This window comes from Anoxybacillus ayderensis (assembly GCF_000833605.1).
In the GTDB taxonomy this organism is placed as follows: domain Bacteria; phylum Bacillota; class Bacilli; order Bacillales; family Anoxybacillaceae; genus Anoxybacillus; species Anoxybacillus ayderensis.
On sequence record NZ_JXTG01000003.1, the window covers coordinates 57595 to 83509 of the forward strand.

Here is a 25915-nt window from a genome sequence, read left to right on the forward strand (position 1 = left end):
GCGCAGCTTCTACTCTTTTCGGAAAAAGCCGACCACTTCTGTCGTTTGCATAATGTTCGTAAACGCCTTTGGATCGACTTCTTTAATAATTCGTTTTAAATCAAACAATTCATAGCGCGTAATAACGATCATTAACATATCTTTATCTTCATTTAAAAATGCACCTTTGGCTGGAATGACGGTAATGCCGCGAACCATTTGCGATTTAATCGCCTGCTTCATCTCTTCCCCTTTTGTCGTAATAATGAGCGCCGTAAGCTTTTGATGGCGCGTATGAATGGCGTCAATGACGCGCGTCGTGACATACAACGTCACAAGCGTATAGAGCGCCTTTTCCCAACCGTACATATATCCAGCCGTTAAAATAATAATCGAGTTAAGCGCAAAAATGTACGTCCCAACGGAACGATCGTTCACGCGCGACAACACGAGCGCAATAATATCTAAACCGCCGGTTGACGCCCCCCACTTTAACGTCCAGCCCGTTCCGATGGCCGCAATCACCCCACCAAATACCGCATTTAATAAAATATCTTCCGAAAGCGAACGAATCGGAATGAGCTCGAGAAATAACGACATGAACACAACGCTTAAAAAGCTGTAAAACGTAAATGACTTCCCTACTTTTTTCCACCCTAAAATAGCTACCGGAATGTTAAATAAAAAAAGCAACAAACCGGTTGAAATCGCATAAGGTGTATAGTCCCCAACGACTTTTGAAATGAGCTGAGCTGCTCCAGCAAATCCGCTCGTATATACGTTTGCTGGAATTAAAAATAAATTCATGCCGATCGCATTTAATAATCCGCCAATCACGACGACAAACAATTTTTTTACATCCACAGAACATCCTCCTACAAAACGATAAGATTGTTTTTTTTTATAAGAATCGCTACACTTAAAATAAGTACATACATAGGGGTGATTGAAATGAATATTAAAATTATAGCGGATAGCGGGTGCGATTTGCCACTTTCTTTTATACAAGAAAAACAAATTGCCTTTTTGCCGTTAGTTGTTCATATTAACGACCACGATTACGATGACCAACTGACGATTCAACCAAAACAAGTATACGAAGCGATGCGTAAAGGCGATGTGCCGAAAACGTCGCAAGCGAAACCTTCCGAAATGAAAGAGCTATTTACGACACTTGCGCAAGAAAACATCCCTGCCATTTACATTGCTTTTTCTTCTGCTTTGTCAGGTACATATCAAACAGCCGTCATGATGAAAAACGAAGTGCTTGAACAATATCCTCATGCAAAATTGACGGTCATCGACTCGAAATGCGCATCGCTCGGCCTTGGACTTGTCGTAAAAAAAGCGGTTGAGCTAGCTGAAAGCGGCATGCCGTATGAACATGTCGTCACGACAATCGAAACGTATTGTCGCCATATGGAACATATTTTCACCGTCGATGACTTGCAATATTTAGCGCGCGGCGGACGCGTCAGCAAAACCGCTGCGTTCGTCGGTGGAGTGTTAAACATTAAACCGCTTCTTCACGTCGAGGACGGAAAGTTAATTCCGATTGAAAAAGTGCGCGGACGGAAAAAAGTGTTGAAGCGCATGATTGAGCTGATGCAACAGCGCGGAGCAAACGTTGAACACCAACTCATCGGCATTAGTCACGGCGACGATGAACAAACGGCGCTCGAACTAAAAGCGATGATTGAAGAAACGTTCGGATGCAAACAATTTTTCATTTCTGAAATCGGCGGCGCCATCGGAGCGCATGCCGGACCGGGAACGATTGCCCTCTTTTTCTTGAATAAACAGGTTGAGCAATGATTACACTACCGATAAAGGAGGGCGAGATGATGACAAGCGATAACGACAAAAAAGCAAAAGACAATAATGCCAAACGACATGAAAAAAATATGGAGCGCGAAAAAAACCGCCAAGCTGGCAAACGCGCCTATTCAAAAGAAACGAATCATTTGTAAAAACAAGAGGATCGCAGTATCTCTTTTCATTGTTCCCTTTTCGCGTTATAATGAAAGGTGAAAATGAATTGACATAAGAAAAGCGCAAAGCGCCCGCCTATCGGCGAAGAGCGCACAAGCCCCACCGAGGAGAGCTCGAACCAAGCGGTCGCTTGGTTCTGCGTGGGCAACAACACCGAAGTATCTCAATGTGTCGCCGCCGCAGTGTGGGGCGGAGCGACTCGAGCCGATGGCGCTTGGAGCTAGACATCAATTCGAACTTTTATACTTTCTTATCTTTTAAAAATAGGGCATTGGCTGCCACCAATGCCCTACGATACACGGCTTACTGCAAGACGTGCAGTGGCCCGAGACATGTTAGGAAGTAACCTACCCTCACTTGGGCCTAGCAGGGTGGGTTACTTTTTATCTTTAGCAACCGCAATTACTGCGACAATTAAAGATGCAAAGGCAATCATTAACGTTAGTGCATCTTCAACTGCAATCATCAGTAGCCCCCCTTTCTATAAGGGAGTAGCCACTGCCCACCCTGCATATCACCGTGCCATTCACATTATATCACTGCAACATACGACTGAAAACGAAAAAGTTGAACAATACTTAGTAAAAAAGATGCTCGCGCGGAGCATCTTTTTTACTTCATTTGAAACTTTGCCATCGTTTGTTGTAAGTCGTCTGTTAGTTGACGCAACGTCGTCACTTTTTCGCTCATTTTTTTGAACGCTTCTAACTGTTCGACCATGGAAGCGGCAATTTGTTCGCTTCCTGCGGCTGACTGTTCGACAACCGCACTAATGCTTTCAACGTTTTGTAAAACGTTTTTGCCGAGCTCTTTTGATTCGTTCATGCCGACGACAAGCGCTTGAATATCTGTCGTAATATGATGCACTTTATTTTCAATTTGTGCAAACGCCTCCGTCGTCGTTTCAATCGCTTTCGCCTGCGCTTCGGCAATGTCAACCCCACGACGAACCGCTTCTGTCACATTCGTCAACCCCGATTGGATAAGCTGTACCATTTCGAAAATTTGGCTTGTCGCTTTTGACGATTCTTCCGCAAGCTTGCGCACTTCTTCGGCAACGACGGCAAATCCTTTGCCCGCTTCCCCTGCTCGCGCCGCTTCAATGGCCGCATTTAACGCAAGCAAGTTCGTCTGCGTTGCAATATCAGCAACCGCTTTTGCCATATCTTGAATTTTGCTTGCATACGTCGCAAACTGCGCAGTCGATTGTTCAATCGAAGCGGTCGCCTTCGTATTTTCATCAATAAATCCTTTTTGTTCTGCTAACGCGGCTTGACCATGCGTAATCGCTTCAACGGCTTCATCGCTATAACGGGCCGTTTGCTCCGTCCGACCGACGTTTTGCTGCACAGTTCCTTCCATTCGCTCAATGAGCTGTACGGCGCTTTGTAAGTCTTCAGAAATGCTTTGCGCCCCTGCAGATAATTCGTTCGTCGATACAGCGACTTGGTTATTAATTTCTGTTAACGTCTTCGTTTCTTCATCAATTTCTTTCGCAAACGCTTCGACTTGCTTGCTGACTGTATCAACTGACTGAAGCAACACATTCAATTGATCAGCCATCGCCGTAAACGCCGCATTTAAATCGGCCAATTCGTCTTTTCCACTATACTTCACAGGCTCAATGCGCAAATTGCCGTTCGCAATTTGTTTTGCGTTTTCAGCAATTTTTCGCAACGGCGTCGACATTTTTTGTGTTAAACGCACGCCGCTAAATCCTGCAAACAATAGCACAACCGCAATCGCAACAAGCGAAACGGTAATGACGCGATCAATTTGTTTTTGTAACGTGTTTTGCATGTGCGCATAATATTCGCTCACATACGTGTTGATGACGTACACATCGTTCAATACCCCTTCGGCACGCATCGACTGGCGGCGCACTTCCGCTACATCGTTTGCATCAAGCGCATCATTCGATTGTTTCGCAAGCTCAGCGAATTTTTTATTCGCTTGCTCAAGCGCAGAACGAAAATACGGCTCAGTTAATCCTTTATTTAATGCTTGAAGCAGCTTTTCCGATTCCGCTAAACGAACGATCACTTCTTGTTTATTTCCTTCTGTCGGACTGTAAGCATAGTTGCTTAAACTTTGTTTCGTCGCTTTTAGCTCCGCCTGCAAATGTTGCGCTTTCATCATGAGCGGCACAAAATCTTGATTCGACGATTGAATCGAAAGCATATTTATAATAATAAACACAATAATAGCCCCTGCAATGATGGGTGTAGCTAATGAGTGAAATAACAATCGTTGTTTAATCGTCATCATATTCCTCCTTTATTTTGCGATGCCGTTTGTCGCTTTTTCTTTCCATTTTTCAAGCGTCGCTTGTTGCTCTGGAGTGAACGTCACGACGCGAATCGGCGCCAAATCGACGCCGTTTTCTTTTAAGCCAAGTTGAACCGTCCCTTTTGGCACTTCTTTCGTTTCAACGTATTGTTTAATGACTGTATATAATGCGACATCGACATTTTTTAACATCGATGTGACAACCGCTTTTTCCGCATAAAAATATTGGTCGCTATCGACACCGATCGCATATTTTTTATTCATTTCCGCCTCGCGCAGCACGCCGACACCGGTAAATCCAGCCGCGGCATACAAGACGTCTGCCCCATTTGCGATCATTTGTTTTGCAATTTGTGCCCCAAGCTTATCATCACCGAAATTGCCGGCATACACTTCCTGCACGTTCGCTTCCGGTTTAACCGCTTTTACCCCTTGAATAAAACCGTTCGCAAATTTACGAATGAGCGGCACATCCGCTCCGCCAACAAAACCGACGTTGTTCGTTTTCGTCAACATGCCAGCCACTACGCCCGCTAAAAAGCTTCCTTCATCTTCTTTAAACGTAATCGATGTAATGTTCGGCAGATCAGATACCGCATCAATTAATACGAATTGCTGTTTCGGATATTTTTTCGCGACTTTTTCTAAATCTTGTTGCACCATAAATCCTAATCCGATGACGAGATCGTTCCCTGCTTCAACGAGCTCTGTTAACCCTTTTTCATACGTCTCGGTTTCTTTTAACTCACGGTAGTCAAAAAAGATGCCGAGCTCATCGCGCGCCTTCATTAATCCTTTAAACGCCGAATCGCTAAATGACTGATCACCGAGTCCGACGTCTGACAACATAATGCCCACTTTTATTCGCTCTTTCGGTTGAAAAGAACTCGTTTGCGAACATCCCGCGGCAAGCAACAAAACGAATGCCATCAAGAGTGAAATCATTTTTTTCATAAAATTTCCTCATCTCCTTATCTCGTGCTTCATTTATTATATCGACACATTCCGACATTTTATTTACTTTTTATAATATAAAGATTTTGTAAAGTTGTTCGTATGACAACAATCGACTATAATGGAAGCACAACGAATTTATGCTGAGGTGGTTCATATGTCAAAAGAAAGTTCATTTGATATTGTGTCAAAAGTCGATTTGTCGGAAGTGACGAACGCAGTCAACATCGCGTTAAAAGAAATTCAAAACCGCTACGACTTTAAAGGAAGCAAAAGCGACATTTCGCTTGAAAAAGATGAGCTCATTCTCATTTCTGACGATGAGTTTAAACTGGAGCAACTCAAAGATGTGCTCATCGGCAAACTCATTAAACGCGGCGTGCCGACAAAAAACATTCAATACGGAAAAGTGGAAGCAGCATCTGGCGGAACGGTGCGTCAACGTGCGAAACTCGTCCAAGGCATCGACAAAGACAATGCGAAAAAAATTAACACAATCATTAAAAATACAGGCTTAAAAGTAAAAAGTCAAATTCAAGAAGACCAAATTCGCGTCAGCGGCAAAAGTAAAGACGACCTGCAAAAAGTGATCGCCGCCATTCGCGAGGCAGATTTACCGATTGACGTTCAATTCGTCAACTACCGTTAAGAAGGCGCTTTGCCTTCTTTTTCTTTTTTGAAATAAAATAGTTGAATATTTCTAAAAAATCAGTTACATTTATGAATAACTTCATACAACATCTTATCGAGAGAAGGGGAGGGACTGGCCCGATGAACCTTCAGCAACCTGACGATCGTCAAGGTGCTAAGTCCAGACAAGCGATTCGCTTGGAAGATAAGAAGGAGCGCGTCAAGTCTTCTTCTTATGGGGAAGACTTTTTTACTTTAAACGAAGAAACGGAGGAATGGACGTGGGATTGTTAGATGATTTAAAAGAACGCATCGTCATCGCTGATGGAGCGATGGGGACATTATTATATGCGCACGGCATCGATCGTTGTTTTGAAGAATTAAACGTCACAAAACCTGAAGAAATTGTCCATATTCATGAAGCGTATATTGAATCAGGCGCAGAAATCATTCAAACGAACACATACGGCGCCAACTACGTGAAACTAGCACGTTACGGGCTGCAAGATGACGTAAAAAAAATAAACGAAGCCGCGGTCGAACTTGCCAAAAAAGCGGCAAAAGGGCGCGCCTACGTGCTCGGTACGATCGGAGGACTGCGTAGCACGAATAAAAGCACGATTTCTCTTGAAGAAGTGAAACGAACGTTTCGTGAACAGCTGTACGTGTTGTTAAACGAAGGTGTCGACGGACTTTTGCTTGAAACGTATTACGATTTCGAAGAATTGCAAACGGTGCTTTCCATCGCTCGCAAAGAAACGACGTTGCCGATCATCGCCCACGTCACGTTGCACGATATCGGCGTTCTGCAACACGGAATGCCGCTTGCCGAAGCGCTGACCGAGTTAGAACAACTCGGTGCCGATGTCGTCGGCTTAAATTGCCATCTCGGTCCATATCATATGTTGCGCTCGCTTGAAGAAGTGCCGATTCCAACACGCGCTTTTTTATCGGTATATCCGAACGCAAGCTTGCCGCAATATCGCGACGGTCGCTTTATTTACGAAACGAGCGAACAATATTTTGAAGAAACGGCGCGCGCCTTTCGTGAACAAGGGGTTCGGCTTATCGGCGGCTGTTGCGGTACGACGCCAAAACATATTGCCGCCATTGCTCGCGCCCTTTCCGATCGCACACCTGTATATAAAAAAGAAGTAAAACAGCGCCATCCGATCGTCGTCCAAGAAGAAAAACAAACGACAGCCCCTTCTCTTGCTGACATCGCTCGCACGCGCCGATCGATTATCGTCGAGCTCGATCCGCCGAAAAAACTCGGCTTAACGACATTTTTAGAAGGAGCAAAGGCGTTAAAAGAAGCGAACATTGATGCCTTAACGCTTGCCGACAATTCGCTTGCGACACCGCGCATTAGCAACGTCGCTGTCGGCACGATCGTCAAACAACAGCTCGGCATGCGCCCGCTCATTCATATTACATGTCGCGATCGAAACTTAATCGGCTTGCAGTCGCACTTAATGGGGCTTCATACGCTCGGCATGACCGACGTGCTCGCTTTAACAGGCGATCCATCAAAAGTAGGCGATTTTCCGGGCGCAACGTCCGTCTACGATTTATCATCGTTTGACCTCATTTCGTTAATTCGCCAATTTAACGAAGGGCTTTCGTACTCAGGCAAACCGCTCGGACAAAAAACGAACTTTTCGATCGCTGCCGCCTTTAACCCGAACGTACGCCATTTAGATAAAGCGGTGAAGCGGCTCGAGAAAAAAATTGAATGCGGGGCGCACTACTTTTTAACACAGCCGCTTTATAGCGAAAAACAAATCGAAGACGTGTATGAGGCGACGAAACATTTACCGACGCCCATTTACATCGGCATTATGCCGCTCACAAGCGCACGCAACGCTGACTTTTTACATCACGAAGTGCCGGGCATTACATTGTCTGACGACATTCGCAACCGCATGGCCATGTGCGCAAACGACCGTGTTCAATCAACGAAAGAAGGATTAGCGATCGCCAAAGCGCTCATCGATGCCGCGTTCGATTTATTCCAAGGCATTTATTTAATTACACCATTTTTACGTTACGATATGACGGTCGAACTCGTTCGCTACATTCATGAAAAAGAGCGGCTCGCAAAAGAAAGGACGGTTTATTATGGCTAGTTTATTTGAACAGCTTGAAAAGAAAATTTTAATTATTGATGGAGCGATGGGGACGATGATCCAAGCCGCCAACTTAACCGCAGACGATTTTGGTGGTGAAGCATATGAAGGATGCAACGAATATTTAACGATCACTGCCCCACACGTCATTTCTCACATTCATGAAGCGTATTTTGCCGCAGGAGCTGACATTGTCGAAACGAATACGTTCGGGGCAACGCGCATCGTACTAGATGAATATGACCTCGGTCATTTAGCGCTTGAGTTAAATATCGAAGCAGCTAAACTTGCGAAACGAGCAGCAGAAAAATATACGACAACCGATTGGCCGCGCTTCGTTGCCGGCTCGATGGGCCCGACGACAAAAACGCTTTCTGTCACAGGCGGAGCGACGTTTGCGGAGCTCGTTTCCGCATACGAAGAACAAGCGCGCGGGCTATTACTTGGCGGCGTCGATTTATTGTTGTTAGAAACGTGCCAAGATACATTAAACGTCAAAGCCGCCTTTCTCGGTATTACTGAAGCGTTTCAAGCGGTCGGAAAACGAGTGCCGCTGATGATTTCTGGAACGATTGAACCGATGGGAACGACGCTTGCCGGGCAAACGATCGAATCGTTTTTTATTTCCATTCAACATATGAAACCTTTTGCCGTCGGTTTAAACTGCGCCACAGGTCCGGAATTTATGACCGACCATTTGCGCTCGCTCGCTTCATTAGCGAACACGGCCGTCAGCTGTTATCCGAACGCTGGGCTTCCTGACGAAGAAGGACATTACCACGAAACGCCAGACATGCTTGCGAAAAAAATTCGCCAATTTGCTGAAAAAGGATGGTTAAACATTGTCGGCGGCTGTTGCGGCACGACGCCTCAACATATTCGCGCCATCGCGGAAGCTGTTCGCGACATTCCACCGCGCGTGATCCCAAAACAGTTTGCCATGCATGCTGTGTCTGGCATTGATGCGTTGATATATGATGAAACGATGCGTCCGCTTTTTGTCGGGGAACGAACGAACGTCATTGGCTCACGTAAATTTAAACGGCTCATCGCGGAAGGAAAATATGAAGAAGCGGCAGAAATTGCGCGCGCACAAGTGAAAAATGGAGCGCACGTCATCGACATTTGTTTAGCCGACCCTGACCGCGATGAAAAAGAAGATATGGAGCAATTTATTCAACAAGTCGTGAAAAAAGTGAAAGTGCCGCTCGTCATCGACTCGACCGATGAAGACGTCATCGCCTGTGCGTTATCGTATTCCCAAGGAAAAGCGATTATTAACTCCATTAACTTAGAAGACGGGGAAGAACGGTTTGAAAAAATTATTCCGCTTCTTCATCAATACGGTGCAGCAGTCGTCGTCGGCACAATTGACGAACAAGGAATGGCGATTGAAGCAAAACGAAAGCTTGACATCGCCCTTCGTTCATACGATTTACTCGTCAATAAATATGGCGTTTCACCGCACGACATTATTTTCGATCCGCTCGTCTTCCCGATTGGCACTGGAGATGAGCAATATATTGGCGCAGCAAAAGAAACGATCGAAGGCATTCGCCTCATTAAAAAACATTTGCCAAACTGCTTAACGATGCTCGGCATTAGCAACGTCTCATTTGGTTTGCCACCTGTCGGACGCGAAGTGTTAAACTCCGTCTTTTTATACCATTGCACGCAAGCAGGGCTCGATTACGCGATCGTCAATACGGAAAAATTAGAGCGCTTTGCGTCCATTCCTGAAGAAGAAGTGCGCTTAGCAGAGGCGTTGTTATTTCACACAAACGATGAAACGTTAAACGCATTTATTCAATTTTATCGCGATAAAACGAAACAACCGAAACAAACAAACGTCCATATGACGTTAGAAGAGCGGCTTGCCACATACGTCATTGAAGGAACGAAAGACGGGCTCATCGAAGACTTGACGCTCGCCTTACAAACGTACAGCCCGCTTGATATTATTAACGGTCCGCTGATGAACGGAATGGACGAAGTCGGTCGCCTATTTAACGATAATCAGCTCATCGTCGCGGAAGTGTTACAAAGCGCAGAAGTGATGAAAGCGGCCGTCGCCTTTTTAGAGCCGTATATGGAAAAAAACGAAACGAGCGTCAAAGGAAAAGTGCTGCTCGCAACAGTCAAAGGCGATGTGCACGACATCGGAAAAAATTTAGTCGATATTATTTTAAGTAACAACGGGTTTCACGTCGTCGATTTAGGCATTAAAGTCACGCCGCAACAGCTCATCGAAGCGGTGCGAAACGAACAGCCAGACATGATCGGCTTATCTGGGCTGCTTGTGAAATCAGCTCAACAAATGGTGCTCACCGCCCAAGACTTAAAACAAGCGGGCATCTCCTTGCCAATTTTAGTTGGCGGTGCCGCTCTTTCACGGAAATTTACCGATACGAAAATCGCGCCAGAATACGACGGCATTGTTTTATACGCGAAAGATGCGATGGAAGGATTGACGCTTGCCAACCGTATCGTCCAACAAGACATTTCTTATGAGAAAAAAGAAAAAACGAAACAAACAATCGAACAGCAAAGCGCAGTCGCTGTCATGACAAAATCAAATGTGAAGCGAGCACCGATTTACGTGCCGACCGATACAGAAAAACATATATTAAAAGACATTCCGCTTTCACATATTGAACCGTACGTCAATTGGCAAATGCTTCTCGGGCACCATCTCGGTTTAAAAGGAAATGTAAAAAAGCTGTTGGCGGAAAGAAACGAAAAAGCGATCATGTTAAAAGAGTTAATCGATGAGCTGCTCACTGAAGCAAAACAAACAAAGTCGCTTTCACCGAAAGCGGTATATCAATTTTTCCCAGCCAGAAGCGATGGCGATACGATCATTATTTATGACCCGCATGATCAACAAACGGTCATTGAAACGTTTACGTTTCCAAGACAAACGAAAGCACCATATTTATGCTTAGCAGATTATCTTTCGAATGAACAAATCGACTATGTCGGGCTATTTGCTGTGACAGCCGGGGCAGGTGTGCGCGATATGGCACAACGTCTAAAAGAAGAAGGACAATTTTTAAAAAGTCACGCCATTCAAGCGTTAGCGCTTGAACTAGCGGAAGGATTAGCAGAACGCGTCCATCAAATTATGCGCGACCGTTGGGGCTTTCCGGATTCTCCTGATTTTACGATGGAACAACGATTTGCGGCAAAATATCAAGGACAGCGTTTTTCTTTCGGCTACCCTGCTTGTCCGAATCTCGAAGACCAAGAAAAACTATTCCGCCTTTTACGCCCAGAAGAAATCGGCATTCATTTAACGGAAGGCTATATGATGGAACCAGAAGCGTCCGTTTCTGCCATCGTCTTCGCCCATCCGGAAGCAAGATATTTTAACGTGTTGTGAAAAAGCTGACTTTCATCAGCTTTTTCACACAATACGATCAGGCAAATAATATTCACATGCTAGTTTTTTAAAGTCCTTTTCATTCCATGTGATGACCGCTTGTACAGTATGGGAATGTTTCATAAGTGAACTAAGATAAGCATCCGCAAAGTCAACCCGATGCTTTCCGTAACTCGCTATCGCTTGCAGCACAATTTCTTTATCGATCGTTTTTATACAAGGAGCCTCAACGAGCTGTGTTAAGCGTTCAGCTATTTCTTCTTTCCGATAACCGTAACGTTTTGACTCGAGAACCCAACAACATTCTGCAATCACTAACGGATGTAGTACAAACGACAGTTCTCCGTTTACCGCCTTTTCGAATAATCGATAAGCAATTGGTGATTGGATTTTATCATCGTTAGTTAAAAAGCGAACAATTACATTTGCATCTAAAATGTACATCGTTCATCTTCTTTCTTCTGCTTGCTAGCAAGCCATTGTTCTCTAGCTTCTTTTCGAATGTCCTCCCAATTCATCTCTTCTTGTTCCCGCTTTGGTGGCATGCTTCCAAATAACGATAGTAACGAATCTTTCTTTCTTACTTTCAACGTTACTTCTTGATTTTCGCCATAAACAAACACAACTTGATCGCCCGGTTCTGCCCCGAGCAATTCTCTCACCTTCGTCGGAATCGTCACTTGATGTTTCGAAGAAAGCGTCGACGCATAAACATATGTGTTATTTTTCATCGTATCCCCCCACATATTCTTTACTTTTATTTTATCTTTACATTATTCAATGGTAAAGATGAAATAACGAATCATCTACAAATCAATTCCTTTGATCGCATGAACGCCTTTATGGTAATAATGTTTCACTTCTTTCATTTCCGTCACTAAATCGGCAAGTTGAATGATTTCTTCTTTTGCCCCTCTTCCTGTCACGACAACATGCGTATGCGCCGGCTTATTCGCCAACGTATGCACAACATCTTGAAGCGGTAAAACATCATCAATCGGAAACGACGAAATGGCTAAAGCAACATTTAATTCGTCTAAAACGACGACATCGTATAAACCAGATAACACATGCTGTTGTGCAAACGCCCACCCTTTTTGTAGCGCTTGGCGATGTTCTTCTGGCGTTTTCGTCCACGTGAAGCCAACCCCTGTTTGATGCACGTCAATACCAAGTTGCTGCAATATTTTCGCCTCGCCATATGGACGGTAGGGCGATTTAATAAATTGAATGACGATCACTTTTTTTCCATGTCCCGCAGCGCGAACGGCAAGGCCGACCGCTGCGGTTGTTTTTCCTTTTCCATCCCCCGTATAAACAATCACCATTTTTCTTCCACCCACTTTAATTGATCGTGTAAGCGGACGACATCTCCGACAACGATAATGGCAGGGGAAGAAAGTTGTTTTTCATGAACGATGTCAACGATTGTTTGTAACGTACCAACAACGGTTCGTTGCTCTGTCGTTGTTGCCCATTCGATGACTGCCACAGGCGTCTCGCCATCTTTACCATGACGTTGTAGTTGTTCACAAATATAAGCGATGTTTGCCATCCCCATATAAAATACGATCGTATCTGTTGCCTCGCTTAATGCGTCCCAGCGAATGCGATCACGTTCCCCGCTCTGATGTCCTGCAATAAACGTCACCCCTCCAGCATAATTGCGATGCGTCACAGGAATGCCAGCATATGCCGGAGCAGCGACGCCAGCTGTCACACCTGGGACGATTTCATACGGAATGCCGTATGCGCGTAAATGCTCCGCCTCTTCCCCGCCGCGACCGAACATAAACGGATCGCCGCCTTTTAAACGGACGACCGTCTTTCCTTGCAACGCATGTTCAACAAGCCATTGATGAATTTGTTGCTGAATGTTCCCATGCTTTCTCGGCTCTTTGCCGCAATATAAAAGCGTTGTTCCTTCTTTTGCGTAAGTCAACAGCTGTGAACTCACGAGCCGATCGTAAATAATGACATCCGCCTTTTCAATACATTCACGTCCGTATACAGTAATGAGCTTCGGATCCCCTGGACCTGCCCCAACAATATATACTTTTCCTTTATTCATCATGATCGCTCCCTGTCGCTACGTTTGCTGATGAAAATGTCGCCATATGAAGCATCGCCAGCGCCATATTGACAATCGGAAAGGCCACCGTCGCTCCACTTCCTTCTCCAAGACGCATACGTAAATCAAGAAGCGGCTCTTTATGTAACAACTCAAGAGCGATGCGATGACCCGGTTCTTGCGACCGATGCCCCGCAATCATATAATGAACGACCCGCTCATCCAGTCGTTCGGCGATTAACGCCGCGACGGTACAAATAAAGCCATCAAGCAAAATCGGAATGCGTCGCTCTGCGGCTGCGATCATCGCTCCTGCCATCGCCGCAATTTCAAACCCTCCGATTTTTGTCAATAAATCGATGGCATCAGACGCACTCGGCTTATGTTTTGCAAGGGCACGTTCAATCACGTCTCGCTTACGTTTCAATGCTTCATCACGAACACCGGTTCCTTTGCCGACAAGTTCAGCCACGTTGCGGCCGCTTATCGCTGCTAACAGAGCGCTAGCTGTCGTCGTATTGCCGATCCCCATTTCCCCAACGATCAAACAGCGGATGCCGTAATCAATCATAGCATTTGCTTGGCGATATCCTGCTTGCACTGCTCGCTCCGCCTCTTCTTTCGTCATCGCTTCCTCATCGGCAAAATTGTTCGTTCCATATGCTACCTTTTCGTCGATGACACGTTCTTCATGAATATCAGTTGCCACGCCAACATCGACAACTGAAAATATGGCGCCAATTTGTTTGCTAAATACGTTAATGGCAGCTCCGCCACGCACAAAATTGAGCACCATTTGTGCGGTAACTTCTTGCGGATACGCAGACACCCCTTCTTTCGCAATACCATGATCGGCCGCAAACACGAGCACGCCCGGCGGCGTCACGTTCGGAAAACGCTCCCCTGTCATTTTCGCAATGTCAATTGCTAGCTCTTCAAGTCGTCCAAGGCTTCCACGCGGTTTCGTTAGTTGATCAATATAGTTGCGTACTTCTTCCCCAATTTGTTCATAAAGCATGATTGTCTCCCCCTTGAAATTCCATCATTTTTCGTTCAATTGTTGTCACATTGACGCTCGCTTCGACGCAATTAGCTAGTTCATCAAATGCCTGCATGCGCAATTGTCGATAAAGAGCTCGTGTAGGAAGTGACGGAAGTTGTTTTTTTCTCCGCACGTCGTTTAATAAATGATGGCGAAACGCATCGTTATGAAATAGATCGTGCATATATGTTCCAATAATGCGTTCATCTTTCGTTTTACAGCCGTCTGTTTTTCCATTGAGCGAAATAAGCGGCGCACCGCTTTTTACGATCGAACGTCCCATATGAATTTCATACCCACTCACATGAAACGTTTCGCGTTGAAACGTCAATATCCCTTCACATAACACCGTCGTTTTTTCACAAGCGAGCGTCGTTTCAATCGGCAGCAAATTTAATCCCTCTATCTCATCGAGTGACGTTTCGACATGAAACGGATCTTTTATACGTTCTCCAAGCATTTGATAGCCACCGCAAATACCGATCATGATCGTATCGCTTCGTTCATATAAACGGCGGATCGCTACAAATAATCCTGTTTCTTTTAAAAACTGCACATCTTCAATCGTATTTTTACTGCCCGGCAAAATAAGTATATCTGGCTCACCTAACAACGACGCGTCCGTCACAAACCGCACCGAACAGTCCGGCTCGGCAAAAAACGGATCGATATCAGTAAAGTTAGACATGCGCGGATATTGAATGACCGCTACATCGATCGCTTTCGTATCATCTTTTTTTGTCGCATAACGAGAAAGTGTCACAGAATCTTCCGCATCGATGCGCAAATGCACATATGGAACGACGCCAAGCACCGGCACGCCTGTATATTGCTCGAACCAACGCAATCCCGGCTGAAGAAGCGCAACATCGCCACGAAATTTATTAATGATCACCCCGATGACACGTTTCCGATCACACTCATCTAACAACTGCAATGTGCCAACTAAACTCGCAAACACTCCTCCGCGCTCAATATCACCAATTAAGACAACGGGAGCATTCGCCATGCGTGCCACGCGCATATTTACAAGCTCACGATCGTTCAAATTTACTTCCGCAGGGCTTCCCGCTCCTTCAATGACTAGTCGATCGTATTGTTTCATTAATACATCGAGCGACTGTTGAATAATGTTCAGTCCCGTATGAAAAAACTCGGTTCGATAAGCACCCGCTTGCATGTTTTTGTACGGTTTTCCATGTACAACAATTTGCGCTTCTTGATCGCGGCTCGGCTTAATTAAAATTGGATTCATATACGTCGTCGCTAACACGCCTGCCGCTTCCGCCTGCACTCCTTGCGCGCGTCCGATTTCTTTTCCGTCAATCGTTACGTATGAATTAAGTGACATATTTTGCGACTTAAACGGTGCCGTTTTCCAACCTTTGCGGGCAAATATGCGACAAAAAGCTGTCGCGATCACACTTTTCCCCGCATCTGAATGCGTTCCTTGAAACATAATCGGCAGCGCTTTACGCATCGCCTTTCACCTCGCAGCACGCCTTCAACCACCGCTCAACAAGCAAAGGGTTCGACGGAAAATAAAAATGAATGTAACCAGCGACTAACCGCTGATCCATATATCCGTCTCGTTTACATCCGCGCAGCCCTTTCGCTTCATATGAAAATTTTTCTTCTTCGCGTCGAATAAACGTTGAATAATGAAATTCATGTCCTTTCGCTTCATCTTGTTCAAACAAAAAGTTTCCTTCCATTCCTGTCACTTCGCGATATCCGAGCGCCACAAGCTTTCGATGCATACACACGTGCCCCGGAATGACGCCGACCATCTCGTAATATTGCCCGTCAGTCGTTTCGATGCCTTCTGTTAAATACATAAATCCACCGCACTCGGCAAGCGTCGGTAAACCGCGCTGAATGGCTTCGGCAACCGATCGTTTCACTTTTTCGTGACGCGCAAGCTCCGCGGCAAATTCCTCTGGAAAACCTCCGCCAATGTACAATCCGTGCACATCGTTCGGCACACATTCACCGGCAAGCGGAGAAAAATAAACGAGCGTTGCCCCATACGCCTGAAGCATTTCTAAATTTTCTTCGTAATAAAAATGAAACGCTGCATCTTTTGCGACAGCCACGCGCACATCGTACGTTTGTTTTGGTGTAAAAAACGGCTCGCTATGAAGGACGGTCGTTTCCGCTAGTTTCCATATAGCATCTAAATCGACCGTTTGATCGATGCGCTCACCAAGCCGTTCAAAAAACGGTTGAAGCTCTCCACGTTCCACAGATGGAACAAGCCCTAAATGACGCTCTGGAATCGTCAAATCGCTTTCTTTTAACAAATAGCCAACGACAGGAATACCGCATTGTTGTTCAATCGCTTCTTTGACGAGGCGAAAATGCCCTTCGCTCCCAACGCGATTCGCAATAACTCCAACAATGCGAACTCGTTTATCAAACAGTTGAAATCCGCGCACAACTGCCGCAGCGCTACGCGCCATGCCTGAACAGTCGACAACTAACAAGACAGGGCTTTCGGTGATCATGCTAATTTCTGCAGTGGATCCTTCATTTGTCGTTGCTCGCTTCCCGTCAAATAACCCCATCACCCCTTCAATAATCGACAAATGCGCTCCTTCGCTCCCATGGCTACATACGTGGCGCACAATTTGTTCATTCCCCATCCAACTATCTAAGTTGCGCGAACGTCTTCCTGTTACCGCGGTATGATACGTCGGATCAATATAATCTGGCCCACATTTAAACCCTTGAACAACATATCCTTTTTGTTTAAACGCACTCATTAAACCGAGTGTGATCGTCGTCTTTCCAACACCGCTCCCCGTTCCTGCAACGACAATTCTCCTCATTTCCGTTCCTCCCAAAGTGCAACAGAAATCGTTACATTTCCGCTCTTTTTTTTCGTTAACACAAGCTTATTTTGTCCGCTATATCGCTTCGCTGCAGGTTCGCTCACCCCATATGCTCCCGTGTAGCGGAATACCGTTTCCGAAGGCTCATCGATCGGAACAGTGTTTAACTGCTCAGGCGTGTAAAAAATAAGCGGCCATTGATATTTATTTGCGACAGCTAACAACCCTTCTTCATCTTTTTTTAAATCGATCGTGCATAACGCTTTGACACTTTTCATTGAAAAACGAAGCTGTTGTAGCGTTTCATCAATGACGTGTTCAATTTCTTCTGCGCTCGTCCCACGATTACAGCCGATACCAATGACAATCACTTTTGGACGATATAACACCCCGTTTTGTAAAATCGCTTCTTCCTCTTTTTCGAGCAAGCGATGCGTGACAATAAGCGCCGCATCCGGCTTCGCTTCAAGCGCCTCAGCAATCGAATCATATTGCCGAATGTTTGATGGAATCGGCGTATCATACGTCCACCAATTTCGCTCTCCCGATTCTTGTACAATCGCGACATGTTGCTCATTGACAACCGCAGCGCTCACAGGCGTCAAATTGTTTTCATTTTCCCATTCCCATCCGAACGAGCGACCGAATAAGTCAACCGCAATCGTTTGCTGCACATCGGATGCTGTCGTAATGACCGGACGAGCGTCAAGCAAATTCGCCACTTTTTTTGTCAGCTCATTGGCTCCTCCTAAATGACCAGATAATACACTAATGACATGTTCTGCTTTATCATCAATCACAACAACAGCAGGATCTGTTTTTTTGTCTTTTAGCAACGGAGCAATCATTCGTACGACGGCACCGAGTGAAATGATGAGAATCAGCCCGCGATACGTTGAAAACAATTGCGGCAACAACAATCGAACATTTCCTGAAAATAAATGAATTCCTTTCTCGTGTTCGTCCCCTTTCGCAAATTTATCCGTATAATAAATGTGCGCATGCGGAAGTTGATCGTATAGCTTTCTCGCAATATGTACCCCGTGTTTTGTAATGGCGACAACAGCATACATCTCACTTCCCTCCCTTGCGATAGCCGTGAGTAAATGTTTCATCGTACAATTTCGAGCGATACGATTCATCTAGTTCATTCGAAAGCGCCCATCCCGCTAAAATAAGAGCGTGTTGGCGAATGCCGTGACGCTGCATATCTTCATGAAGCATACCAACCGTTGTGCGTACAATTTTTTCGTCTGGCCACGTCGCCTTATACACAACAACGACAGGCGTTCGATCGCTCCATCCCGCTTCAAGAAGAGCAGCAGTTATTTTTTTCGTTAACGTCGCGCTTAAAAATAGGGCAATCGTACAATGATGTTTAGCAAGAGAAGCGAGCTGTTCTTTTTCTGGTACAGGCGTTCTTCCTTCTGCACGCGTAAAAATAACCGTTTGCGTTAAGTTCGGCACCGTCAACTCCACTTGCGCCGCAGCGGCAGCAGCAAATGCTGAACTGACTCCTGGTACAATTTCTACGTCGATTCCCTCTTTTTTCAAAAGAGCAATTTGTTCCAACGTCGCTCCATAAATCGACGGATCGCCTGTATGAAGCCGCACGACAACGTGTCCTTTCTTTACTTCTTCACACATAAGCGAAACGATTTGTTGTAAATGCATGCCAGACGTACGAAAAATACGCGCTTCTCTTTTCGCATATGTAAGCAGCTCTTCATTGACGAGTGAATCAGTATAAAAAATCGCATCCGCTCGCTGCAACAACTTCATTCCTCTGACTGTAATTAAATCGCTCGCTCCCGGACCAGCTCCAACAATATATATTTTCACTTTCTCACCACCATCAACGTTAAATATGGCAACGACACATGTTCTAATTGCCCGATGTCCCATAGCACTTCTTCATGTGACGTCACTTTCGTCACAACTGCCGCTTTTTTTGTTAAGTTCATCTCTTTTAAAATCGATAAAAGAAGCGGCATCACTTTCGCGACTTTTAAAAAAATGACACAATCATGCGCTTCGATCGCTTTTTTCATTGCGTCGTAATCATCTCGTGCGGGAACGATCGCAATCGTCTCATCCCCATCAGCTAGCGGTAATTGCAACCGTGCTGCCGCCCCATTGATAGAAGAAACACCGGGAACGATTTCGATCGATACATCTGGATATTTCATTTGCATCGTGCGCATAAAATGAATACACGTGCTATACAAAAGCGGATCTCCTTCCGTCACGAATGCAACATGTTTTCCTTGGCGCAAATGTTCCCATACATCATTTACCGTTTCATCCCATTTTTCGCGCAGCACGTTTTCATCTTTTGTCATCGGAAAAACGAGGCCAAGCATATGCTTTTCGGATGGGGAAAAGTATGCCTCTACAATTTGTTGCGCATAACTTTTACTGCCGTTTGTCTTTTTCGGATAGGCAATGACATCTGCTTCTTTTAAACGCCGAAACGCTTTTACCGTCAATAGTTCAGGATCGCCCGGACCAACGCCTATGCCATATAACTTACCGATCATTTTTTTCATCCTTTCGTGCTGAAATAATATAAATTGGATTTAACGCATCAAAACGTGTCAATTGTAAAATCGGTTTGCTTCGTGAAAATTGGGCAAGCAAAATATCGGCATGATACCCATATTGCCGAAACGCTTCCATCGCTTCATATAGCGTTTCAATCGTCACCGCATTCACGACGATGCGTCCCCCTTGTTTTAACCGTGCGCAACAAACCGCAACAATATCCCGTAAACTTCCTGATGTCCCTCCAATAAAGACGGCATCTGGATCAGGAAACTGTTCTAAATGTTCTGGCGCTCGACCGTGAACAAGTGTAAAATCCGCACGAAACTTTTTCATATTTTTCTGACATATTTCTATGTCATGAGCGTTTTTCTCAATCGCAAATATGGCTCCTTCACGAGCCATTTTTGCTGCTTCAATCGCTACCGATCCTGTACACGTCCCGATATCCCACACGACGCTTTTTTCATGAAGGCAAAGCGCTTGCAAGCTTAAGACGCGAACTTCTTTTTTCGTAATAAGCCCTTTTTCTGGTTTCCGCTGAAAAAACTCTTCATCCTCTATACCAAACGTCCAACTCGGTCCTTTATGGACACGTCGTAAAACAACAATATTTAAGGAAGCGAACATACCATCTTTCATCTCTTCTAACGTCATAAATCGACAACGTTCGTTTTCTCCCCCAAGGTTCTCCCCAACAAACGCCTCATATTCTGTCATCCCATATTCTAAAAGATATGAAGCAATCGCACGTGGATCGTTCGTTTCATCTGTTAAAATGGCTACTTTTTCTTTTCCATCTATACGCTGAGCAAGCCCTTTCATCGAACGTCCATGCAAACTAACGACATATGCATCGTGCCAGCTTTCCCCCATTTTCGCAAACGCCCATTGGAGCGAACTAACAGAGGGGTATACTTCAATCGGAACTTTTTTCGCTAAATAGCTACCGATCCCGTAAAATAGCGGATCACCGGATGCTAAAATGACCGTTTTTTTCGGCTCGTTTACAAGTGTGGCTAAAAGCGATGATAAGTTGCTTCGAATGACGATTTTTTCCCCTTTGTAGTGCGGAAAAAAAGATAGGTGCCTTTCTCCGCCAACGAGCCGCTCGCTTTCATGAATCCATTGTTCATACAGCGAAGGAAGAGAATCTGTTCCATCAGCTCCAATTCCGATTAATTTCATTCGCTCCATCGTTTCGCACCGCCCTTCCTAACCGTTGTCCTTTTAATGTATAAAGTGTCGTTTCAACGATCATTCCTCCATTCACTTCCCGCAACGCATGTTGACAACAATAATCACATAACAAATCGAAAAACGATAAATATCCTGCTTCGTACATCATATCTCCAACTTGTGACGCGGTATTCGCTTGTTTCACCGCTTCAACGAGGGGTATCGGAGCACCTGCTTGCTTCGCAACATCTGCTAAAAACTGAAAGTCAACAGGCGCACTTTTGGAATGAACCATCATGATGCCTTGGGCGACTTTTGAAAATTTCCCCATCATCCCAACGAGCGACACCGTTTGAATCCCAAGCCTTTTGCATTGTTTCAACGTAAATCCAACAAAATCGCCCATTTCAATAAATGCTTCTTCTTTCAAATGAGGATATTGTTTCATCGCATACGTTTCGCTTCTTCCACCTGTCGTGACAACAACGTGATCACAGCCGCAAGCCACCGCCACTTCGAGCGCGCGTACAATACTTGCTCGATACGCGGACGTGGAAAACGGAACGACGATGCCACGAGTTCCTAAAATAGAAATGCCACCAACGATCCCAAGGCGCGCGTTTAACGTTTTTTTCGCTATTTCCTCTCCATTTGGAACAGAAATGATAATGCGTACTCCACATGTTAAACGATGCTCGGTCAGTAAATGACGGGCGACGTCCGTCATCATTTGACGCGGTACGGGATTGATCGCTGCTTCGCCAACTGGAATAGGCAATCCCGGTTTCGTTGCTCTTCCGACTCCTTCTCCTCCGTCAATATGAATTCCTTCTTCCGTCCAGCAAACCGTCGCAACAATAGAAGCACCGTGCGTCACATCAGGATCGTCTCCCCCGTCTTTCACCACGGTCGCGCTCGCTCGATCTTTCTCAATTTCACAAGAAACGATCGGAAAAGTGACTTCTCGCCCGATCGGCAACATAATTGTCGCTTCTGTTTGTTTCCTTCCAGTAATAAGCGCACATAACGCCGCTTTTGTCGCGGCCGTTGCACATGCGCCAGTTGTATATCCTTCGCGCAATTTTTCTTTCTCCATACTTATTCCCGCTCCGCTAAAATAGACAAGGCATTTAAAGCGGCAACCGTAACCGTGCTCCCCCCTTTTCGTCCAACGTTCGTAATAAACGGCACGTCAAGCTTTGCTAATTCCTCTTTCGATTCCGCTGCCGAAACAAAGCCGACCGGTAAACCGATAATGAGCCCTGGGCGCGCTTCACCTTCTTTCACAAGGCGAATAAGCTCAAGAAGCGCTGTCGGCGCATTCCCGATCGCAAATATCCCTCCATCCGCCTCCTTTACTGCTTTGCGCATCGCAACAATCGCGCGCGTCGTGTTTAATCGCTTCGCCTCTTTCATGACATCATCATCAGAAATATACACGTGCACACTCCCACCATATTTTTCAAGACGCGCTTTATTAATTCCAACTTGCACCATTTGTACATCAGCGACGACTTTTTTTCCTGCGCGAATCGCTGAAATGCCCGCTTCAATCGCACGTGGATGAAACAATAAACTTTTCCCTAATTCAAAATCGGCGCTCGCATGAATGACGCGCTGAACAACCGCATATTGTTCGTTTGAAAACGAGTGTTCTCCTATTTCTTCATCAATGATTTGGAAGCTCTTTTGTTCAATTTGTTCTGGTTGCACAGTTACCGGGCGAAACGTTGTTCGAAAATCCATTTATTTTTCTCCTTTCATTTTTATTTCCCCCAACGCGCGAATGACGTCAGAAAACTCATGATAAACGACAGGATAAGAAAGTTTCGGACGGCGAATAACGACCGTTTCAATGCCAAGTTCTTGGGCTGCAGCAATTTTTTCATCGACAAATCCCACTCGTCCACTTTCTTTCGTCACAAGAAGCGTCACACCGAAATGTTGCATCAAAGCGATATCTAATTGTTTCGTAAATGGACCTTGCATCGCGATAATGTTTTCTTGCGGAAAGCGCAATCGTTCACACAATTCCATGTTGTCTTTTCGCGGCAACATGCGGGCAATTAAACGAACATCAGGAAGCGGAAGCAACATATCAGCAAAAATCGGCAACGTTTTACTGCCCGTCGTCAACATCACTACCCCTTTTTTATTTGCAGCATACTGTGCTGCTGCTTCATAACTATCAACAAATGTGACGCGATCGTACGTAATGACGCTTTCTTTTCGTTCATACCGAATATACGGGACATTTGCTTCTTCTGCTGCTTTCATCGCTTGACGCGACGCTTCTTCTGCAAACGGATGGCTCGCATCAACAATCGCTGTCACTCTATGTTGCTGGATAAGCTGAACCATTTCACACGCTGTTAAACGCCCGACATGCGCATGCAATCCAACATGTGCCATTTGTTCTGCTGCATGCTCTGTCACAACTGTTGCAAACACATCGTATCCAGCATCGCGAATCGCTAAAGCCAATTGACGTGCATCACTCGTTCCAGATAACATCATAATCATTCGTTTCACCTCAATGGTCGTGATGATGGTGGTGATGATGATGTTCAGCGACATGAATGCGATATTGACACGTATCGCAATTCATTTGCACGGAATCACTCATTGCTTCTTGTAACCGATCGAGCACAATCGTCTGTAGCGACGGATGAAAACCGAAATAATGCCCAAGTATAAACGAAATGTGCGGATACGCGCTTTGAAACTCGGAAACTTTCTTTTCTAATCGCTTAATGAGCACGCCTGTAAATAAAAAGTAAGGTAAAACAACGATTTTTTTTGCACCGAGCTTGACACATCTTACGACTGCCTCATCTAATGACGGATTTGTGACGCCCATAAACGCAGGTTCAACGATCGCCTGTTTATTTCGCTCCCAAAATAAACGGGCAATTTTATATAAATCGCTATTGGCATCTGGATCGCTCCCGCCGCGCCCAAGCAAAATGATCGCTGTATGCTCATCTAAAACAACCTCTGCTTCTTTTAAACGATCTTGTAAAATCGTAAACGTTGCATCGTGAATGCCAAGCGGTCGTCCATACGTAAACGAAACATGCGGATAGCGTTGTTTCGCTTCGTCAATGGCTGCTGGAATATGTAATTTCGAATGACCAGCTGGTAACAAAATAATTGGAATGATGATGACATCTTTCGCTCCCTGTTCCACACAATGGGCAATGCCGTCAATGACCGATGGAACACCAAACTCTAAAAAACATGTATGCACATAAAACGTTTCATCGATTTGCGGACGGATCGTTTGTACAAACTGGCGAACTTGTTCGTTCCCTTCTTCATCACGGCTTCCGTGTCCAACAAATAAAACAGCTTTCATCTTTTTCACTCCCCACATGCAGCCGACTCTACTTTCATTGTTTGTCCGTAAACAAAGCCACCGACTTCCCTTTTTCGTTCAAAAAATTTATGAAAACGTTCGTTTGCATATCCTTCTTCTTTGTATTGCTCAATAATACGTGCAATCGTGGCAACAATGTCATCAGGGTGAATTCCTTCAGCAACAAGCTGACCCGGATGAGCGTTTCTTCCCACTGTTTTTCCTCCTAAAAATAAATCAAATGCCCCTTTTCGATAAACGACGCCAATATCTTCATTTACTGCACCGTAACACGCCATACCGCACCCATTAAATCCGAGACGTAACTCTTTCGGCAAAGACGTCCCACCAAATTGCTTGTACAACTGTTCAGCATAAGGAATAGCATCTTTTTTCTCCCCGTCGCAAAAATCGCACGCTTTCATCACAAGCACATCTCCCACTGGCGCAACCGTTAATCCTGCTGCTAAAAAAGATGCAATGACTTCATCCGGCCTCTCTGTTTCCATTGTCACCTTCAAATAATGATCAGGAGTATACACAATCGTCCCTCGTTCCCCAACGATGCGTGCAATGTTCGTCATTTGTTGTGGTGTCAACGTTTTGTTTGCCACTCCCGGACTAACCGCTACTTCTAACCGTTCCATCTTTTTTGGAGACGTCACTTTTTCATATGCTTCTTCCGCTAATGTGCGCACGTTCGCGAGCGCCCACGGTTCCGCTTCTGGCCGTAACCGTTCATGCGGCTTTAACGGTTGGACAGCGCTTGATAGCGTATATTTTCGCTCGTAACCGCGCGGGGTAATCATCAAACCATCATGAACGAATGTAGAAGAGTTTCCGATAATAACAGTCGTTAGCATACCAATCTCATGTTGTAACATATCTCCTAAATTTGTAATGACGACATGTTGCCGCTCGCGATACGCGCTTTTAACAAGTCCAACTGGCGTATTTGGCGAGCGATACGTTAATAAAATGCGCTGCGCCTCAACGATTTGTTGCGTACGGCGGCCACTTTTTGGATTGTATAGCGCAATGACAAAATCCGCTGCGGCAGCCGCTTCAATTCTTTTCGCAATCATATGCCACGGAGTTAAATGGTCGCTTAAGCTAATCGTACATGCATCGTGCATAATCGGCGCCCCTAACAAAGCAGCGCAAGAATGAATCGCTGAAATACCTGGAATAATTTCCACCCCTACTCCTGTTTCTTTTTTCCATCCTTTTTCAATTAACACTTCATAAACGAGTCCCGCCATCCCATAAAGTCCAGCATCTCCGCTTGAAATGACAGCTACCTTTTTGCCGCGCTCCGCTTGCTTGATCGCCTCTTGGGCTCTTCCTACTTCTTCCGTCATTCCGGTACAAATGACTTCTTTTCCATGAATGAGATCCTTCACTAAATCAACATACGTTTTGTAGCCGACAATGACATCGCTTTCCTCTATCGCTTCACGCGCCCGTTTTGTCATATGATCCACACTTCCCGGTCCAAAGCCAACAACAAACAATTTTCCCGCCATACATTT

25 protein-coding genes and 1 riboswitch are annotated in these 25915 nt (G+C 45.2%); of the genes, 5 read left to right on the forward strand and 20 right to left on the reverse strand.

All coding sequences use genetic code 11. The annotated features are described in order from the left end of the window. Window positions 1–9: 9 nt before the first annotated feature. The gene (locus JV16_RS04635; RefSeq protein ID WP_021094767.1) at window positions 10–843 is read right to left on the reverse strand and encodes a YitT family protein; all 834 of its coding nucleotides are present in this window, start codon (window positions 841–843) and stop codon (window positions 10–12) included. An 87-nt stretch (window positions 844–930) separates the two neighbouring features. Between JV16_RS04635 and JV16_RS04640 the strand changes: the two genes are divergently transcribed. Together JV16_RS04640 and JV16_RS15110 are read left to right on the forward strand one after the other, a co-directional pair. After that, window positions 931–1794 (forward strand): DegV family protein, encoded by an 864-nt coding sequence (locus tag JV16_RS04640; protein ID WP_021094768.1) that lies wholly within the window; start codon window positions 931–933, stop codon window positions 1792–1794. Between the two features lie 29 nt (window positions 1795–1823). Further along, entirely contained in the window at window positions 1824–1949 is a 126-nt protein-coding gene (locus JV16_RS15110) for a DUF3941 domain-containing protein (protein ID WP_003395443.1), read from the forward strand. Between the two features lie 398 nt (window positions 1950–2347). On the opposite strand, the gene JV16_RS15915 is transcribed toward JV16_RS15110, so the two are convergent. From JV16_RS15915 to JV16_RS04650, 3 genes are all read right to left on the reverse strand, one after another. Further along, window positions 2348–2437, reverse strand: a complete 90-nt coding sequence (locus JV16_RS15915; RefSeq protein WP_003395444.1) for a putative holin-like toxin — start codon at window positions 2435–2437, stop codon at window positions 2348–2350. Between the two features lie 146 nt (window positions 2438–2583). Next, window positions 2584–4236, reverse strand: a complete 1653-nt coding sequence (locus JV16_RS04645; RefSeq protein WP_021094043.1) for a methyl-accepting chemotaxis protein — start codon at window positions 4234–4236, stop codon at window positions 2584–2586. A 12-nt stretch (window positions 4237–4248) separates the two neighbouring features. After that, window positions 4249–5214: a BMP family lipoprotein gene (locus tag JV16_RS04650; protein WP_021094042.1), complete on the reverse strand. Its 966-nt coding sequence runs from the start codon at window positions 5212–5214 to the stop codon at window positions 4249–4251. Between the two features lie 157 nt (window positions 5215–5371). On the opposite strand from JV16_RS04650, the gene JV16_RS04655 reads away from it, so the two are divergent. The 3 genes from JV16_RS04655 (at window position 5372) to metH (ending at window position 11355) form a co-directional block, all read left to right on the forward strand. Further along, window positions 5372–5863 (forward strand): YajQ family cyclic di-GMP-binding protein, encoded by a 492-nt coding sequence (locus tag JV16_RS04655; protein ID WP_021094041.1) that lies wholly within the window; start codon window positions 5372–5374, stop codon window positions 5861–5863. 90 nt (window positions 5864–5953) lie between these two features. Further along, a riboswitch (SAM riboswitch) is annotated at window positions 5954–6056 on the forward strand. 69 nt (window positions 6057–6125) lie between these two features. Next, window positions 6126–7973, forward strand: a complete 1848-nt coding sequence (locus JV16_RS04660; protein WP_042534494.1) for a bifunctional homocysteine S-methyltransferase/methylenetetrahydrofolate reductase — start codon at window positions 6126–6128, stop codon at window positions 7971–7973. Further along, entirely contained in the window at window positions 7966–11355 is a 3390-nt protein-coding gene (gene metH, locus JV16_RS04665) for a methionine synthase (protein WP_042534496.1), read from the forward strand. Before JV16_RS04660 ends, metH begins: the two co-directional genes overlap by 8 nt. A 24-nt stretch (window positions 11356–11379) precedes the next feature. Here the strand turns inward: metH and JV16_RS04670 are convergent, their stop codons facing one another. From JV16_RS04670 to cobJ, 16 genes are all read right to left on the reverse strand, one after another. Then, a complete protein-coding gene (locus tag JV16_RS04670) occupies window positions 11380–11799 on the reverse strand; it encodes a PIN domain-containing protein (RefSeq protein WP_021094037.1) in 420 nt (139 codons plus the stop codon). Beyond that, on the reverse strand, window positions 11787–12086 hold the full coding sequence (locus JV16_RS04675) for an AbrB/MazE/SpoVT family DNA-binding domain-containing protein (RefSeq protein ID WP_042534498.1): 300 nt from the start codon (window positions 12084–12086) through the stop codon (window positions 11787–11789). The genes JV16_RS04670 and JV16_RS04675 overlap by 13 nt, the downstream gene beginning before the upstream one ends. A gap of 75 nt (window positions 12087–12161) precedes the next feature. Beyond that, window positions 12162–12683 carry a cob(I)yrinic acid a,c-diamide adenosyltransferase gene (gene cobO / locus JV16_RS04680; RefSeq protein WP_021094035.1) on the reverse strand — a complete coding sequence of 174 codons (522 nt, stop codon included), beginning with the start codon at window positions 12681–12683 and terminating at the stop codon, window positions 12162–12164. Continuing rightward, complete coding sequence (cobA, locus tag JV16_RS04685) at window positions 12677–13426, reverse strand: uroporphyrinogen-III C-methyltransferase (protein WP_035062932.1); 750 nt, start codon at window positions 13424–13426, stop codon at window positions 12677–12679. The genes cobO and cobA overlap by 7 nt, the downstream gene beginning before the upstream one ends. After that, entirely contained in the window at window positions 13419–14444 is a 1026-nt protein-coding gene (gene cobT / locus JV16_RS04690) for a nicotinate-nucleotide--dimethylbenzimidazole phosphoribosyltransferase (protein ID WP_042534501.1), read from the reverse strand. The genes cobA and cobT overlap by 8 nt, the downstream gene beginning before the upstream one ends. Continuing rightward, complete coding sequence (locus JV16_RS04695) at window positions 14434–15948, reverse strand: cobyric acid synthase (RefSeq protein WP_021094032.1); 1515 nt, start codon at window positions 15946–15948, stop codon at window positions 14434–14436. Before JV16_RS04695 ends, cobT begins: the two co-directional genes overlap by 11 nt. After that, complete coding sequence (locus tag JV16_RS04700; RefSeq protein ID WP_021094031.1) at window positions 15941–17299, reverse strand: cobyrinic acid a,c-diamide synthase CobB; 1359 nt, start codon at window positions 17297–17299, stop codon at window positions 15941–15943. The genes JV16_RS04695 and JV16_RS04700 overlap by 8 nt, the downstream gene beginning before the upstream one ends. Beyond that, entirely contained in the window at window positions 17296–18375 is a 1080-nt protein-coding gene (locus JV16_RS04705; protein ID WP_021094030.1) for a cobalt-precorrin 5A hydrolase, read from the reverse strand. Before JV16_RS04705 ends, JV16_RS04700 begins: the two co-directional genes overlap by 4 nt. A 1-nt stretch (window position 18376) precedes the next feature. Next, window positions 18377–19144, reverse strand: coding sequence for a precorrin-4 C(11)-methyltransferase (gene cobM / locus JV16_RS04710; protein ID WP_021094029.1), 768 nt, complete (start codon window positions 19142–19144; stop codon window positions 18377–18379). Further along, window positions 19141–19842, reverse strand: a complete 702-nt coding sequence (gene cobI / locus JV16_RS04715; protein WP_021094028.1) for a precorrin-2 C(20)-methyltransferase — start codon at window positions 19840–19842, stop codon at window positions 19141–19143. Before cobI ends, cobM begins: the two co-directional genes overlap by 4 nt. Further along, window positions 19832–21043 (reverse strand): bifunctional cobalt-precorrin-7 (C(5))-methyltransferase/cobalt-precorrin-6B (C(15))-methyltransferase, encoded by a 1212-nt coding sequence (locus JV16_RS04720; protein WP_021094027.1) that lies wholly within the window; start codon window positions 21041–21043, stop codon window positions 19832–19834. The genes cobI and JV16_RS04720 overlap by 11 nt, the downstream gene beginning before the upstream one ends. After that, the gene (locus JV16_RS04725) at window positions 21009–22121 is read right to left on the reverse strand and encodes a cobalt-precorrin-5B (C(1))-methyltransferase (RefSeq protein ID WP_042534504.1); all 1113 of its coding nucleotides are present in this window, start codon (window positions 22119–22121) and stop codon (window positions 21009–21011) included. Before JV16_RS04725 ends, JV16_RS04720 begins: the two co-directional genes overlap by 35 nt. 2 nt (window positions 22122–22123) lie before the next feature. After that, window positions 22124–22771 (reverse strand): precorrin-8X methylmutase, encoded by a 648-nt coding sequence (locus tag JV16_RS04730; RefSeq protein WP_021094025.1) that lies wholly within the window; start codon window positions 22769–22771, stop codon window positions 22124–22126. Next, window positions 22772–23548, reverse strand: coding sequence for a precorrin-6A reductase (cobK, locus tag JV16_RS04735; protein WP_042534506.1), 777 nt, complete (start codon window positions 23546–23548; stop codon window positions 22772–22774). A gap of 10 nt (window positions 23549–23558) precedes the next feature. Further along, a complete protein-coding gene (locus tag JV16_RS04740; RefSeq protein ID WP_035062928.1) occupies window positions 23559–24383 on the reverse strand; it encodes a sirohydrochlorin chelatase in 825 nt (274 codons plus the stop codon). Window positions 24384–24388: 5 nt separating this feature from the next. After that, window positions 24389–25909 (reverse strand): precorrin-3B C(17)-methyltransferase, encoded by a 1521-nt coding sequence (gene cobJ, locus JV16_RS04745; protein ID WP_035062924.1) that lies wholly within the window; start codon window positions 25907–25909, stop codon window positions 24389–24391. Window positions 25910–25915: the final 6 nt, after the last annotated feature.